Consider the following 15524-nt stretch of genomic DNA (forward strand, 5'->3'; position numbering starts at 1 on the left):
ATTTAAGTCAATTGACGAACAGGAAGAACCGTGGCTAGATAAAAGACGATGTTATGCCCGTTGGGTGTAAGGGTACTTTCAAGACGATAAGGGTGTCAGGGTCAAATGAACGAACAATATTCCGCAATGCGAAGTAATGTCAGTATGCTCGGCAAACTGCTCGGGGATACGATAAAGGATGCACTGGGAGAGAACATCCTCGATCGGGTGGAAACTATCCGCAAACTCTCTAAGTCCTCCCGCGCAGGCAATGACACCGATCGTAAGGAACTGCTGAACACGCTGCAAAATCTCTCTAACGACGAGCTGCTGCCCGTCGCGCGTGCGTTTAGCCAGTTCCTCAACCTGACCAACGTGGCAGAGCAGTATCAGACCATTTCCCGCAGCGGCGATGGCGCGAACAATCCTGAAATCCTGAAGAAGACCTTTGAGCGTCTGAAGCAGCAAAACGACATCAGCGAAAGTTCGATTCGCCAGGCGATTGAAGAACTGTCACTGGAGCTGGTGCTGACCGCTCACCCAACGGAGATCACCCGCCGTACGCTGATCCACATGCTGGGTGAAGTGAATAGCTGCCTGCAGCAACTCGACCACAGCGATCTCTCCGATTACGAGCGCACGCAAGTCATGCGTCGCCTGCGTCAATTGGTCGCACAAGCCTGGCATACCGATGAAATCCGTAAGTACCGCCCAACCCCGATTGATGAAGCCAAATGGGGCTTTGCCGTGGTCGAAAATAGCCTGTGGCAAGGCGTACCGGCATTCCTGCGCGAGCTGAACGAGCAAGTTGAAGAGACCTTTGGTATTAAGTTGCCCGTCGATTTCGTGCCGATTAAATTCACCTCGTGGATGGGCGGCGATCGCGACGGTAACCCGAACGTCACCGCGCCTATCACACGCCATGCGATGCAGCTGAGCCGCTGGAAAGCCGCCGATCTGTTCCTGCGCGACGTGGGCGTGCTGATTTCTGAACTGTCGATGTCCGAATGCAGCGATGAAGTGCGCGAGCTGTGCGGCGATCCGGAAGCGCTGGAACCGTACCGCATGATTCTGAAGCGCATCCGTGGCCAACTGATGACCACGCAAGCTTATTTAGGCCGTCGTTTGAAAGGCGAGCGCCTGCCGCGCCCTGCCGATCTACTGGTATCAAACGATCAACTGTGGCAACCGCTGTTCGCTATCTATCAATCTCTGCAACAGTGCGGCATGGGCATCATTGCGAATGGTCAGTTGCTGGATACGCTGCGTCGCGTGAAGTGCTTTGGCGTGCCGCTGGTGCGTATTGATATCCGTCAGGAGAGCACCCGCCACACCGAAGCGATTGCGGAAGTGACGCGCTATCTGGGGCTGGGTGACTACGAAAGCTGGTCAGAAGCCGACAAGCAGGCGTTCCTGATCCGTGAACTGAACTCCAAACGTCCGCTGCTGCCGCATCAATGGGAGCCGGGCGACAACACGCGCGAAGTGCTGGATACCTGTAAAGTGGTGGCAGAAGCGCCACAAGGCTCTATCGCCTCTTACGTGATTTCGATGGCGAAAACGCCGTCGGACGTGCTGGCGGTGCATTTGCTGCTGAAAGAAGCCGGCATTCCTTACGCGATGCCAGTAGCGCCACTGTTCGAAACCCTCGACGATTTGAACAACGCCAATGACGTGATGACGCAACTGCTGAATATCGATTGGTATCGTGGCTTCATCAACGGCAAACAGATGGTGATGATTGGTTATTCCGACTCGGCGAAAGATGCCGGCGTGATGGCCGCCAGTTGGGCACAGTACGAAGCACAGGATGCGCTGATCAAGACCTGTGATAAAGCCGGCATCACCCTGACGCTGTTCCATGGACGTGGCGGTTCAATCGGTCGTGGCGGCGCACCTGCGCACGCAGCACTGCTGTCGCAACCGCCGGGCAGCCTCAAAGGCGGCCTGCGCGTGACCGAACAGGGCGAGATGATTCGCTTCAAATATGGTTTGCCAGAAGTCACTATCGCTAGCCTGTCGCTGTATACCGGTGCGATTCTGGAAGCCAACCTGATGCCACCGCCAGAGCCTAAGCGCGAGTGGAAAGAGATCATGAACGGTTTGTCAGCCCATTCCTGCGCCATGTATCGCGGCTATGTGCGTGAAAACCCGGACTTCGTACCGTACTTCCGCTCGGCCACACCAGAGCAAGAGCTGGGTAAACTGCCACTCGGTTCACGTCCGGCGAAGCGTCGTCCTACCGGCGGCGTGGAATCACTGCGTGCGATTCCGTGGATCTTCGCCTGGACGCAGAACCGTTTGATGCTGCCAGCCTGGCTGGGTGCTGGTGCGGCACTGCAAAAGGCGATGGATGAAGGCCATCAGGATCAGCTGGAAGCGATGTGTAGCCAGTGGCCGTTCTTCGCCACCCGTCTTGGCATGCTGGAGATGGTGTTCTCGAAAGCCGATCTGTGGCTGGCGGAATACTACGATCAGCGTCTGGTGGATAAATCACTGTGGCCTCTGGGTCTGCAGTTGCGCGATCAGCTGGCTGCGGATATTAAAGCCGTGCTGACCATCGCCAACGATGCGCACCTGATGGCTGACCAGCCGTGGATCGCCGAATCTATCGCGCTGCGTAACGTTTACACCGATCCGCTCAACGTATTGCAGGCTGAACTGCTGCATCGTGCACGTGCGCAGGAAGAGCGTGGTGATGAGCCAGATGCGCGTGTTGAACAAGCGCTGATGGTGACGATTGCCGGTGTGGCAGCGGGTATGCGTAATACGGGCTAGTTGCGGTATGCGCTAATCATGAAGGGGGCCAATCTGGCCCTTTTTTTTGGGCGGTGCGCGTCGCGGGAAGAGGCGGCAATTACGTAAAGTCGCTGTCTCGTCCCTGATCGCTCGGCGTGCGCCATCCATGGCGCCCAACGCTTTACTCCATTTGCCGCCTCTTCCCGCTGGGTAACATGGTGCAAATAAAAAAGAGGGCGCATTGGCCCCTTCATAATTCAATTTAAGAAAATCAGGCCGTTAAGGTTGGACGCACACCCAGCGTATGACAGATAGCGTAGCTTAGCTCTGCGCGGTTAAGCGTGTAGAAGTGGAAATCCTTCACCCCTTCACGCGACAGAATTTTCACCATGTCCATGGCGATGTTAGCGCCGACCATTTTGCGCGTTTCTGGATCGTCATCCAATCCGGCAAACATCGCGTTCATCCAGCCCGGCACGCGCACGTTGGTCATGGTGGCGAAACGCTGTAACTGCTTAAAGTTCGATACTGGCAAAATGCCCGGCACGATTTCGACATCAATGCCTGCCGCGACACAGCGATCGCGGAAGCGCAGATAGCTTTCGACATCAAAGAAGAACTGCGTAATAGCGCGGTTGGCACCAGCATCAACCTTACGCTTCAGGTTGATCAAATCCGCTTGCGCACTTTTCGCTTCAGGATGCACTTCCGGGTAAGCGGCTACAGAGATATCAAAATCGCCCACTTCTTTAAGCAATTCGACCAAATCAGCGCCGTACATCTCAGGCTTGCCGCCGCCCGGCGGTAAATCACCGCGCAGCGCCACAATGTGACGGATACCGTTATCCCAGTAATCACGCGCGATGGTGCGCAGCTCATCACGCGTGGCATCGATGCAGGTCAAGTGCGGAGCCGCTTCCAGGCCGGTGCGCTCTTTAATGCCTTTAATGATGCTGTGCGTACGGTCGCGCTCGCCAGAGTTCGCACCGTAGGTTACGGAGAGGAATTTCGGTTTCAGGATGCTCAGTCGATCAATCGAACTCCACAAGGTTTCTTCCATTTCACTGGTACGAGGCGGGAAAAATTCAAAAGAGACGTTAATTTGCCCGTTCAGCTCAGCCAGGCTTTGGTTCAACGCTTCGCGCTGATTGGCGTGAAAGAAACTCATCCAGATTACCTCGTCGTCACATATCGATTAACTTGCGGCCTGCGAACATCTATACGTTTAGACGTCCAGATGCACAAAATGAACCATTAGCGCGTTAGCGTCAACTTAAAATTAATGTACAGGCGTGACAAATATTCAATCAAGTTGAAAGAGTTTCATGTTCGCGGAGAGAGTGAAAAGCGCAGACGGCGGGCACCGTCTGCGTTGCAAGGCAGGTTACAGTAGCTGTGCGAGGCGATTGATATCCGATTGTAACGCACCGGCTGTCACATCACGGCCGGCGCCTGGCCCGCGGATCACCAGTGGATTGTCACGATACCAGCGGCTTTCGATAGCAAACACGTTATCGCACGGCAGCAGTGAAGCCAGCGGATGTTCCGGACGCACCGCTTCCACCCCCACACGGGCCTTACCGTTGGCATCGAAACGTGCCACATAGCGCAGCACCAGGCCCATCTCCTGTGCCGCTTCAAAGCGTTGCAGCATTTGGTCATTCAACTCGTCGGCATTCTCGAAGAAGTGGTCAATCGATTCTTCTTCGCAATCCGACGGCACCAGCGATTCAACACGTACCTGATCCGGCTCGATGTCATAACCGGCTTCACGCGCCAGGATTACCAGCTTGCGCATCACATCCTGCCCCGACAGATCCACGCGCGGATCGGGTTCGGTGAGACCTTGCTGCCAGGCCTGATCCACCAGCTCACTGAACGGCACGGTGCCATCAAATTGCAGGAACAGCCAGGACAGCGTGCCGGAGAAAATACCACTGATGGCCAGAATGCTGTCGCCGCTTTCGCGCAGATCGCGCACCGTATGGTTCACCGGCAATCCTGCGCCTACCGTGGCGTTATACAGCCAGTGACGACCGGTTTTGGCGAACGCATCACGAATCTGCCGCCAACTCTGGCTGCTGGATGCGCCTGCGACTTTGTTCGCGCTAATGACATGGAAACCGTGGCTGGCAAAATCAAGATACTGCTGTGCCAGTGGCGCGCTGGCGGTGACGTCCAGAACCACTAAATCATCGAACGGATGAGCGCGCATCCACAGGAACAGCGACTCTTCATCACGCTCTTCGGCTTCGTCATCAAAGAAGGCGAGCGCACGGCTAGCTTCCAGGCCGTCATAACTCAGCAGGCTGCGGCGGCTATCTGCCACGCCCGCCAGCACGTATTCGAAACCGGTACGTGCAGATAAGCTCTCCTGCTCACGCGCAAACAGTTCCAGCCAGCGGGAGCCGATGTTACCTTTGCCAAACAGCATCAGACCGATGCGTTTTTCCGCGCGGAACAATGACTGGTGCAACCCCTGAATCAGGTGCTGTGTCGGTCCCACGCGCAATACGGCAACAATACTGATGTGATCTTCTGACTGCCAGACAAACTCAACCGGCTGGTCTTTGATTTGCTGCCAGAAACGATGGCTGTGCAGCGGATTACGCGTCACGCCTGCGCCGACCAACGCCACCAACGCTAAGCCATCGCGCAGTTGCAGATGACCCGGCAGCGCAGCGTCCTGCAACAAATTGAATGCGCTGTTCACCACTTCGGAGGTATAGCAAAGTTGCAGTAGACGGCGGTCAGGATGGACGCCCATTGCTAACGGACGCAGTTGCGCACGCTTCAGCAGCAGATCAATCTCTTTCTGCTGCGTTTTGAAATCGTGGTTTTCTGGGATGTGAATCTCGACCAGGCACACATCGTCGTGGCTGGTGACAATACGCGCGCCGGTACCGGAAGCCAGTACGCGCTCAATGCGCGTTGAGCCCTGCTCAGGTTGATAGCTGCAACGCAACTGCAGATCGATATCGCTATTCGACACGGGCTGCAGCGTACGGGTATGCAATACCGGTGCGGCCAGACGCGCCAGCTCGCTGGCCTCATCCAAGCGCAGTAACGGCAGCAAACAGGCGTCGGACACTTTACGCGGATCGGCGCTATAGACACCGGCCACATCGCTCCAGATGGTGACCCGGTTTACGCCTGCCAGCGCACCGATCTGGGTGGCTGAGTAGTCCGAACCATTGCGCCCCAGCAACACCGTTTCACCGGCATCGCTACGGCTGATAAAGCCGGTTACCACCAAACGCTTATGAGGATGCTGAGCCAGCAGCGCCTGTAGCAATGGCCAGGACTTGCCTTCATCCACCTGTGGCTGCGCAGCACGTTCGGCACGCAGGAAGTCACGCGCGTCCAGCCATGCAGACTCGATATCACGCTGGCTCAGCACCGCCGCCATCAGGCGTGCCGACCAGATTTCACCGTGCCCCACCACTTCGGCATACACCGCATCGGTGATAGCGCCGTCAAGCAGGGCCGCCAGACGTTCCAAATCGCGAATAAAGGCAGCGGTCAGCGTTTCAGCAAATTCAGCAGGCAACAGCGCAGCGATCAGTTCGCTGTGAAAACGGCGTAAAGCTTGTTGCACCTGATGGGCAGATAAGCGATCGCTCTGGCTCAGTTTAAGCCAGCTAATCAGCTGGTTGGTGGTGCTGCCTGCGGCAGAGACCACCATTAAATCGCCTGGCTGGCTGTAATCCGCCATGATGCTGGCGACACGCTGATAACAACGTGCATCCGCCAGGCTACTGCCACCAAATTTATGCAACTGCTTGTTCGGCGTTCCCGCGCCTGCTGAACTTGTCATGCTTACTCCTCGGCTGCGATCCGGAATGCATTATCCAGATCGGCGATTAAATCTTCGTGATCTTCAATTCCGACAGAAATACGCAGCAGCGTTTCTGAAATACCCGCTGCCGCGCGCGCTTCCGCAGACATGCCGGCATGCGTCATGGTCGCGGTGTGCGAAATCAGGCTCTCCACGCCACCCAGCGATTCCGCCAGCGTGAACAACTGCAGCGCTTTCAGGAAGCGGCGCAGACGTGCTTCATCAGCGTCGAGTTCAAAGCTGAGCATCGCACCAAAGCCACGTTGTTGACGCACCGCGTACTCATGTCCGGCATTTTCCGGCAGAGACGGATGATACAGTTTTTTCACCAGCGGTTGTTGCTTCAGGTAATCAACAATCGCCAGCGCATTACGCTGTGCTGCTGCCATACGCGGCGCCAGCGTGCGCAGACCGCGCAGCAGCAGGTAGCTATCAAACGCTGCGCCGGTTACACCAATATTATTCGCCCACCAGGCAAGATCCGTGGCCATCGCCGGATCTTTAGAAATCACCGCTCCGGCCACCACATCCGAGTGACCATTCAGGTATTTGGTGCAAGAGTGGATCACCAGATCGGCTCCCAGTGCCAGCGGATTTTGCAATGCCGGACTCAGGAAGGTGTTATCCACTACGCTGATCGCACCCGCTGCACGCGCCGCCTGGCAAATGCCCGCGATATCTACCACGCGCAGCAGCGGATTGCTTGGGCTCTCCACCAACACGAGTTTGGGTTTCTCGGCCAGCGCGGCTGCCAGAGCGGCTTTGTCACCCTGATCGACAAATTTCACGCGATAAGCACCGCGTTTGCTCAGGCTGTCGAACAGGCGATAGCTGCCGCCGTAGCAGTCATGTGGGGCAACCAGCAGATCGCCCGGCTTCAGGAACACGGTGGTCACCAGATGAATCGCTGACATCCCGGTATTGGTTAATACCGCGCCCGCACCGCCTTCCAGTTCTGCCAGCGCGCGCTGTACCACATCACGCGTGGGGTTACCGCGACGTGAGTAGTCATGTGCACGCGGTTCATTAAAGTCGAGGAAGTTGTAGGTACTGGAGAGGTGAATCGGTGGGACAACGCAGCCATATTGCTCGTCATCATTCAAACCGCTGCGTACTGCGATGGTTGCCTGTTTACGCGTCATGGTGCTTACTGTTCCTGAAGTGTAATAAGAAGTGGCAACAGGATAACATTCAGCGCATAGACGTCAATACATCTGGACATCTAAATGTCTTTGCGTATAGATTGAGCAAATCATCAATACCCGCTAAAATTACGCGTCATCGCCTGGTGTTCAGCGCGCTTTCCTGTGAAAAGCGATGCGTAAGCATAAAACCGGCAGTTTAAGCGGTCAGGCATCGAAAAATCGGGCATAATCAACGGATTTCCCCATATTCCACTTTTATTGATTAAGGTAACCCATGGCTGAATGGAACGGCGAATATATCAGCCCTTACGCTGAACACGGCAAGAAGAGCGAGCAGGTTAAGAAGATTACAGTTTCTATCCCGCTGAAAGTGCTGAAAATTTTAACGGATGAACGCACACGCCGTCAGGTGAACAACCTGCGTCATGCCACCAATAGCGAATTGCTGTGCGAAGCCTTTTTGCATGCTTTCACCGGGCAGCCGCTGCCAAATGATGTCGATTTGCGCAAAGAACGCAGCGATGAGATTCCGGAAGAAGCTAAGCAGATTATGCGTGAGATGGGCATCGATCCCGACACCTGGGAATACTGAGTCCAGAAACAAAAAAACCCAGCCAAGGCTGGGTTTTTTCTTGCTGCCGAATCCGAAGATTCGATGGCAAATAATCTTATTTCTTGCTGCCTGGGATGCTGAAACGCTTGTTGAAGCGATCAACACGACCACCAGAATCAACAACACGCTGCTTACCAGTGTAGAACGGGTGGCATTTGCCGCACACGTCCAGGTTCAGGGTACCAGTCATGGTTGAACGGGTGTTGATCACGTTGCCGCAAGAGCAGGTGATGGTCACAGCTTCGTATTTCGGGTGAATACCTTGTTTCATGGGAGAACCTCATAAAAGGCCGTGTCGCTCTCCGTGCCAGGCGAACCTGCACAGCACCACACGCGGTTGAACAATTAAGTGTATCTTTGACAAGTCATCTCATCAAAGGCGGCATAGTATACAGAAATTGACCGCACCAGGCAAATAGCAGCCGTTTATTCTCTGAGTCACTCGAGCCATTGGGAGGCGGTAAACGCCCTCATCCCAGTCAATCTGATGGAAAGAGCGAGCGCAGCCAATGTGGCTATGCGGTGTGGGCTGTGGCTGTGGCTGTGGCTGTGGCTGTGGCGTGAAGTATGACGAGGGTTGCATCAGCGTGTACACTACTTCTCCTTATTACAGAATCGGATAGAGATCGACATGCCCGTTGTTCAGGTTGCCCTGCCCGTTCCGCTGCCTCGCCTGTTTGACTACCTTCTGCCCGCCGATGCGCCGCAGCCGGTGGTGGGCGCCCGCGTCAGCGTGCCGTTTGGCAATCGTAAAATGATCGGCATTGTGGTGGCTGTAAAGGAAACCAGCGATCTGCCTTTGACTCAGCTCAAACCGCTGGAAAACGTGCTGGACGATCAGAGCCTGTTCTCTCCAGCGCTGTGGCGCATCCTTAATTGGGCCGCCAGCTATTACCATTCGCCGCTCGGCGAGGTGCTCAACCATGCTCTACCCGTGCTGCTGCGCCAGGGCAAACCGGCTCAGGAAGCGCCACTCTGGCAATGGGTGGTCAACGATGCCGGACGTGAAGTGGCCATGGAGAGCCTCAAGCGTGCGCCGAAGCAGCAGCAAGCTTTGGCAGCACTGCGCCAGCAGCCCCTCTATCGCCATCAGGTCAGCGAACAGGACCTGACTGACGCGGCACTGCAATCACTGCGAGCAAAAGGTCTGTGTGATCTGCGCGAACATGCGCCGCAGATGCACGACTGGCGCACCACCTTTGCCGTGAAAGGCGATCGCCTGCGTCTTAATACCGATCAGGCGATGGCCGTCGGCGCGATGCGCAGTGAAGATGACCATTATGCAGCGTGGTTGCTGGCGGGGATAACCGGTTCGGGCAAGACCGAAGTCTATCTCAGCGTGTTAGAGAATGTGCTGGCGCGCGGCAAACAGGCGCTGGTGCTGGTGCCGGAAATCGGTCTGACACCGCAAACCATTGCCCGCTTCCGTGAACGCTTCGATGCGCCGATTGATGTGCTGCACTCGGCACTCAACGACAGCGAACGTCTTGCGGTGTGGCTGAGAGCGCGCCGTGGCGAAACCGCGATTATCATCGGCACGCGTTCCGCGCTGTTCACACCGCTGGCGCGTCCGGGGGTAATCATTATTGATGAAGAACACGACAGTTCGTACAAGCAGCAGGAAGGCTGGCGCTATCAGGCGCGCGATTTGGCGGTGTTTCGCGCCCACGAAGAAGATATTCCCATTGTCATGGGTTCAGCGACGCCTGCGCTGGAAACCCTGCATAATGTTCGCGTTGGCAAGTATCGACAGCTCAATCTCACCAAACGCGCGGGTAACGCCAAACCGGCGCTTCAGCAACTTATCGACCTTAAAGGCCAGCAGCTTAAAGGCGGACTTGCGCCCGCATTGCTGGGTAAAATGCGCCAGCACCTGCAGGCCGATAATCAGATATTGCTGTTCCTGAACCGTCGCGGATTCTCGCCAGCATTAATGTGCCACGACTGTGGCTGGCTGGCCGAGTGTCAGCGTTGCGACAGCTATTACACGCTGCATCAACATCATCGCCAGCTGCGCTGCCACCACTGCGACAGCCAGCGCCCGCTGCCCAATCAATGTCCGGGGTGCGGTTCCACACACCTGATGCCGGTCGGCGTCGGTACAGAGCAGCTTGAACAGCAGCTCAGCACACTCTTTCCCGGCGTACCGGTGTCGCGCATTGATCGCGATACCACCAGCCGCAAAGGTGCACTGGAGCAGCATCTGGCGGATGTGCATCGCGGCGGCGCCCGCATTCTGGTTGGCACACAGATGCTGGCAAAAGGGCACCATTTCCCCGATGTGACGTTGGTTTCGCTGCTGGATGTCGATGGCGCCTTATTCTCCGCCGATTTCCGCGCCGCCGAACGCTTTGCTCAACTCTATACCCAGGTGGCCGGGCGCGCCGGGCGCGCCGGTAAACAAGGTGAAGTACTGCTGCAGACGCACCATCCCGAGCATCCGCTGTTGCAGACGCTGCTGCATCGTGGCTATTTCGCCTTTGCCGAGGAAACCTTGCTGGAGCGCCAATCGGTGCAGCTGCCGCCGTGGACCAGCCACGCGCTGTTCCGCGCGGAGGACATGGACAATGCGCAGGCCGCTGAATTCCTCACGCAGCTGCGCAATTTACTCGAAGCCAGCCCGCTGAAAGATGAGGCCATGTGGTTGATGGGGCCGGTTCCGGCACTGGCACCGAAACGCAGTGGACGCTGGCGCTGGCAACTGTTGCTACAGCATCCTTCGCGTAAACGCCTGCAACAGCTGCTGAGCAGTTCGCTACCGCTGATCTCCACCCTGCCCGCCGCGCGCAAAACCAAATGGACACTGGATATCGATCCCACCGAGAGTTAGGCCGCATAACATCTGCGAGCCAGATCGAAAAAAGTCGCACAAGTCACAATTTTTATGCAAATTAAGTAACAACCTCACCCGGCGTTGGGTTATCAATAGTGCCCATCCCGGTTGAAGCCCGGCAATGTCTGAAAATCAATGCGCTGTACCGCGTCAGGAGTTATACGTTGGACCAGAAGCAACCTTCATCTGCTGCCACCATGAAAGATGTGGCCGAGAAAGCCGGCGTGTCTACCGCCACGGTTTCTCGCGCGCTGATGAACCCGGAAAAAGTCTCGGCTGCCACCCGGCAGAAAGTAGAACAAGCGGTGATTGATGTTGGCTATGCGCCACACGGGCTGGCGCGCAATGCTAAACGCGGCGAAACGCAAACCATATTGGTGATAGTGCCGGACATCTGCGATCCGTTCTTTAGTGAAATCATCCGAGGCGTTGAAGTCACGGCGGCGCAGGAGGGCTATCTGGTTCTGATTGGCGACTGCGCACATCAGGATCAGCAGGAAAAAACCTTCCTCAACCTGATGTTGACGCGCCAAATCGACGGCATGGTGCTGCTGGGTTCACAACTGCCGTTCGATGCAGGAATTGAAGATCAGCGTAACCTGCCGCCGATGGTAATGGGCAACGAATTCGCCCCGGAAATGGCTCTGCCTACCGTGCACATTGATAACCTGACGGCGGCATTTGAAGCCGTCAATCATCTGCTGCAACTCGGTCATCGCCAGATTGCCTGCATTACCGGGCCGGAACATATCCCGCTCAGTCAGTATCGTTTACAAGGCTACATCCAGGCTCTGCGCCGCAGCAGTATCGCTATCGATCCCACGATGATTGTGCACGGTGATTTCACCTTCGAAGCCGGTGCCAGTGCGTTGAAACAGCTGATGAGCTTACCGCAACCGCCGAAAGCCATTTTCTGCCACAGCGACTTGATGGCATTGGGTGCGATGAATCAGGCACGAAAGCTGGGCATGCGCATTCCGCAGGATCTTTCCGTAGTGGGATTTGACGATATCGAACTGGCGCAGTATTACGATCCCCCACTCACCACCGTGGCACAGCCGCGATTTGCCATTGGCCGCGAGGCGATGCTGCTGTTGCTGGATGAACTGCAGGGCAAACGCGTTAACAACGGCTCACGTTTACTCGACGCGGAATTACGCGTGCGCGGAAGCACCGCACCCGCCACAAAACGGGAAAAATAGTCTAGGCTTCAGTGCATTTTCAGCGGATTCTGAAGGCAGACTCTGCTGGTCAAAGTTCCAGCCCTTGAGTAACATGACGCATTCGTTGCCGGGCAATTAACAGAACATTTACACCCGTCTTAATTTAGGGTTTCGCCCATTGGCATTTTTTTGAAGGGTATCAGAACGAAAGTGGCACAGAGAGATTATGTAGGCCGCGGGCGTTCAACAGGGACGCGTCGCAAAAAACCCGCTGCAGGCCGCAGTAAGAAAAGCAAAGGCGGCTCCGGCACGTCAAAGTTGATGATCGTACTGGCCGTGGCCGTGCTGGTCACCTTTGCCGGTGGTTTATGGTTCATCTCTCATCATAAAAAAGAAGAGACTGAGGTCATTCCGAATCATAAAGCCAACGGCAACGGCCTTCCACCTAAGCCAGAAGAGCGCTGGAAATACATCAAAGAGCTAGAAAATCGCCAAATCACCGTGCCTACGCCGACGGAACCGTCTGCTGGTGGTGGTGTGCAATCACAGACCCAGCTGACGGATGAGCAGCGCCAATTGCTGGAGCAGATGCAGGCTGATATGCGCCAACAACCGACGCAGCTCAACGAAGTGCCGTGGAACGAACAAACTCCGGCACAGCGTCAGCAAACTCTGCAACGCCAACAGCAGGTGCAGCAACAACAGCAACAGATGCAGCGCCAGCAGCAACAGTTACAGCAGCAACAACGCCAGCAGCAGTTGCAGCAACAGCAGGCGACGCGTCAACAACAACAGCCAGCGCCGATAACGCGTGAACCGGTGCAACAGCCGAAACCGCAGGAAACGGCAAAAGCAAAACCGGAAGAGAAAGCCGCTTCGCAGCGCTGGATGGTGCAGTGTGGCTCATTTAAAGGCACTGACCAGGCGGAATCTGTGCGCGCAGGTCTGGCCTTTGAAGGTTTCGAGAGCCGTATCACCACCGGCGGAGGCTGGAATCGCGTGGTTATCGGTCCATTTAAAGATCGCAGCAGTGCTGACAGCACCGTCAAACGCTTACACAGCTCCGGACACAGCAGCTGCATTCCGCTCGCTTTACCCTAAGCGATAAGTGCTCCCCCCTCTGAGCTTACATCTGTAAGTCACAGGGGGTGAGCGCACCTGCCCTTTCAAGTAAGACAAATCTCGGGGTTGAAACCCTTCAAACCTACCCCATATCTGGTTGCATGATACTCCGTGCTCTATGCGCGAAGTTCCTTATCCACTGCAACAAGGGGTCTGCCCGTGACAACAATAGTAAGTGTACGACGCAACGGCCGAGTCGTGATTGGCGGTGATGGCCAGGCTACGCTCGGCAATACCGTGATGAAAGGCAACGTGAAGAAAGTGCGTCGTCTCTACAATGACAAAGTGATCGCCGGTTTTGCTGGCGGCACCGCAGATGCCTTCACCCTGTTTGAACTGTTCGAGCGCAAGCTGGAAATGCACCAGGGCCATCTGGTGAAAGCAGCGGTCGAACTGGCAAAAGACTGGCGTACCGATCGCATGCTGCGCCGCCTTGAAGCGCTGCTGGCGGTGGCTGATGAAAACTCCTCACTGATCATCAGCGGTAATGGTGACGTGATTCAGCCTGAAAATGACCTGATTGCCATCGGTTCGGGTGGTCCATACGCCCAGGCAGCGGCACGCGCCCTGCTGGAGAACACCGACATTGGTGCGCACGATATCGTTGAGAAGGCGCTGAACATCGCTGGCGATATCTGCATTTACACCAACCACAACATTAACTTCGAAGAATTACCGTCTAAGGCTAAGGACTAAACATCATGTCTGAGATGACTCCCCGCGAGATTGTCAGCGAGCTTAACCGCTTTATCATCGGCCAGGACGGCGCAAAGAAGGCCGTGGCGATTGCACTGCGTAACCGCTGGCGCCGCATGCAGCTCGACGAAGAGCTGCGCCATGAAGTGACGCCAAAAAATATTCTGATGATTGGCCCGACCGGTGTCGGTAAAACTGAAATTGCACGCCGTCTGGCAAAACTCGCCAACGCGCCTTTCATCAAAGTCGAAGCCACGAAATTCACCGAAGTGGGTTACGTGGGTAAAGAAGTCGACTCGATTATTCGCGATTTGACCGACTCCGCCATCAAAATGGTGCGCAGTCAGGCGATCGAGAAAAACAAATACCGCGCCGAAGAGATGGCAGAAGAGCGCATTCTTGATGTCCTGATCCCACCGGCGAAAAATAACTGGGGTCAGGCCGAGCACACTGCCGAACCTTCTGCAGCCCGCCAGTCATTCCGCAAGAAGCTGCGTGAAGGCCAGCTGGACGACAAAGAGATTGAGATCGATCTGGCCGCATCAGCAGCCGGTGTTGAAATCATGGCGCCTCCGGGCATGGAAGAGATGACCAGCCAGCTGCAGTCGATGTTCCAGAACCTCGGTGGACAGAAGCAGAAAGCGCGCAAGCTGAAGATCAAAGAAGCCATGAAACTGCTGATTGAAGAAGAAGCGGCAAAATTGGTGAATCCGGAAGAGCTGAAGCAAGACGCTATCGAAGCCGTTGAGCAGCACGGTATCGTGTTCATCGATGAAATCGACAAAATCTGTAAGCGCGGCGGCCAGAATGCCGGCGGCCCGGATGTATCACGCGAAGGTGTACAACGTGACCTGCTGCCACTGGTGGAAGGCTGCACCGTGTCCACCAAGCACGGCATGGTGAAAACCGATCACATTCTGTTTATCGCGTCAGGCGCTTTCCAGGTTGCCAGTCCGTCAGATCTGATTCCAGAACTGCAGGGTCGTTTGCCGATCCGTGTGGAGCTGCAGGCGCTGACCGTGAATGACTTTGAACGTATCCTGACGGAGCCAAACGCGTCTGTGACCGTACAGTACAAAGCGCTGATGGGCACAGAGGGTGTGAATGTTGATTTCACTGAAGACGGTATCCGTCGCATTGCCGAAGCGGCATGGCAGGTGAACGAAACCACCGAGAACATCGGCGCGCGTCGTCTGCACACCGTGCTGGAACGTCTGATGGAAGACATTTCCTATGACGCCAGCGATCGCAACGGCGAATCCATCACTATTGATGCTGACTACGTTGGCAAACATCTGGACGAATTGGTGGCCGACGAAGATCTCAGCCGCTTTATTCTGTAAGGGTTCCATCGTTATCCGCTGCCCGGCCACTGTGCCGGGCATTTTTTTACGCA

The 15524-nt window shown here is 55.8% G+C and carries 11 protein-coding genes; 7 read left to right on the forward strand and 4 right to left on the reverse strand.

Annotated features, from left to right (window positions below; genetic code table 11):
- The first annotated feature begins 105 nt into the window (after positions 1-105).
- Complete coding sequence (gene ppc, locus VI01_RS14185; protein WP_045815697.1) at positions 106-2757, forward strand: phosphoenolpyruvate carboxylase; 2652 nt, start codon at positions 106-108, stop codon at positions 2755-2757.
- Positions 2758-2989: 232 nt separating this feature from the next.
- Here ppc and metF read toward each other — a convergent pair whose 3' ends face one another.
- The 3 genes from metF to metB form a co-directional block, all read right to left on the reverse strand.
- Positions 2990-3886: a methylenetetrahydrofolate reductase gene (gene metF, locus VI01_RS14190; protein ID WP_038644102.1), complete on the reverse strand. Its 897-nt coding sequence runs from the start codon at positions 3884-3886 to the stop codon at positions 2990-2992.
- Between the two features lie 216 nt (positions 3887-4102).
- Positions 4103-6535, reverse strand: coding sequence for a bifunctional aspartate kinase/homoserine dehydrogenase II (locus VI01_RS14195; RefSeq protein WP_038644100.1), 2433 nt, complete (start codon positions 6533-6535; stop codon positions 4103-4105).
- 2 nt (positions 6536-6537) lie between these two features.
- Entirely contained in the window at positions 6538-7698 is a 1161-nt protein-coding gene (gene metB, locus VI01_RS14200) for a cystathionine gamma-synthase (protein WP_045815698.1), read from the reverse strand.
- Positions 7699-7975: 277 nt separating this feature from the next.
- Between metB and metJ the strand changes: the two genes are divergently transcribed.
- Positions 7976-8293: a met regulon transcriptional regulator MetJ gene (gene metJ / locus VI01_RS14205; protein WP_034823729.1), complete on the forward strand. Its 318-nt coding sequence runs from the start codon at positions 7976-7978 to the stop codon at positions 8291-8293.
- A gap of 76 nt (positions 8294-8369) precedes the next feature.
- Here metJ and rpmE read toward each other — a convergent pair whose 3' ends face one another.
- Complete coding sequence (rpmE, locus tag VI01_RS14210; RefSeq protein ID WP_021506837.1) at positions 8370-8585, reverse strand: 50S ribosomal protein L31; 216 nt, start codon at positions 8583-8585, stop codon at positions 8370-8372.
- A gap of 360 nt (positions 8586-8945) precedes the next feature.
- Here rpmE and priA point away from each other — a divergent pair, with 360 nt between their 5' ends.
- The 5 genes from priA to hslU all read left to right on the forward strand — a co-directional run bounded on the left by priA (position 8946) and on the right by hslU (position 15471).
- Positions 8946-11144 carry a primosomal protein N' gene (gene priA / locus VI01_RS14215; protein WP_045815699.1) on the forward strand — a complete coding sequence of 733 codons (2199 nt, stop codon included), beginning with the start codon at positions 8946-8948 and terminating at the stop codon, positions 11142-11144.
- A 167-nt stretch (positions 11145-11311) separates the two neighbouring features.
- A complete protein-coding gene (gene cytR / locus VI01_RS14220; RefSeq protein ID WP_038644093.1) occupies positions 11312-12349 on the forward strand; it encodes a DNA-binding transcriptional regulator CytR in 1038 nt (345 codons plus the stop codon).
- A 171-nt stretch (positions 12350-12520) separates the two neighbouring features.
- Entirely contained in the window at positions 12521-13411 is an 891-nt protein-coding gene (ftsN, locus tag VI01_RS14225) for a cell division protein FtsN (RefSeq protein WP_038644091.1), read from the forward strand.
- A 180-nt stretch (positions 13412-13591) separates the two neighbouring features.
- Positions 13592-14128, forward strand: coding sequence for an ATP-dependent protease subunit HslV (gene hslV / locus VI01_RS14230; RefSeq protein ID WP_071845580.1), 537 nt, complete (start codon positions 13592-13594; stop codon positions 14126-14128).
- A gap of 5 nt (positions 14129-14133) precedes the next feature.
- Entirely contained in the window at positions 14134-15471 is a 1338-nt protein-coding gene (hslU, locus tag VI01_RS14235; RefSeq protein WP_045815700.1) for an HslU--HslV peptidase ATPase subunit, read from the forward strand.
- The last annotated feature ends 53 nt before the right edge of the window (positions 15472-15524 follow it).

It is taken from the genome of Pantoea sp. SM3 (assembly GCF_000963995.1).
Classification (GTDB): domain Bacteria; phylum Pseudomonadota; class Gammaproteobacteria; order Enterobacterales; family Enterobacteriaceae; genus Pantoea; species Pantoea rwandensis_B.

Excerpts from the sequence above, each read along its gene's own strand:
- ppc (WP_045815697.1), top strand. The coding sequence starts at position 106 with ATGAACGAACAATATTCCGCAATGCGAAGTAATGTCAGTATGCTCGGC.
- metF (WP_038644102.1), bottom strand. The coding sequence starts at position 3,886 with ATGAGTTTCTTTCACGCCAATCAGCGCGAAGCGTTGAACCAAAGCCTG.
- VI01_RS14195 (WP_038644100.1), bottom strand. The coding sequence starts at position 6,535 with ATGACAAGTTCAGCAGGCGCGGGAACGCCGAACAAGCAGTTGCATAAA.
- metB (WP_045815698.1), bottom strand. The coding sequence starts at position 7,698 with ATGACGCGTAAACAGGCAACCATCGCAGTACGCAGCGGTTTGAATGAT.
- metJ (WP_034823729.1), top strand. The coding sequence starts at position 7,976 with ATGGCTGAATGGAACGGCGAATATATCAGCCCTTACGCTGAACACGGC.
- rpmE (WP_021506837.1), bottom strand. The coding sequence starts at position 8,585 with ATGAAACAAGGTATTCACCCGAAATACGAAGCTGTGACCATCACCTGC.
- priA (WP_045815699.1), top strand. The coding sequence starts at position 8,946 with ATGCCCGTTGTTCAGGTTGCCCTGCCCGTTCCGCTGCCTCGCCTGTTT.
- hslU (WP_045815700.1), top strand. The coding sequence starts at position 14,134 with ATGTCTGAGATGACTCCCCGCGAGATTGTCAGCGAGCTTAACCGCTTT.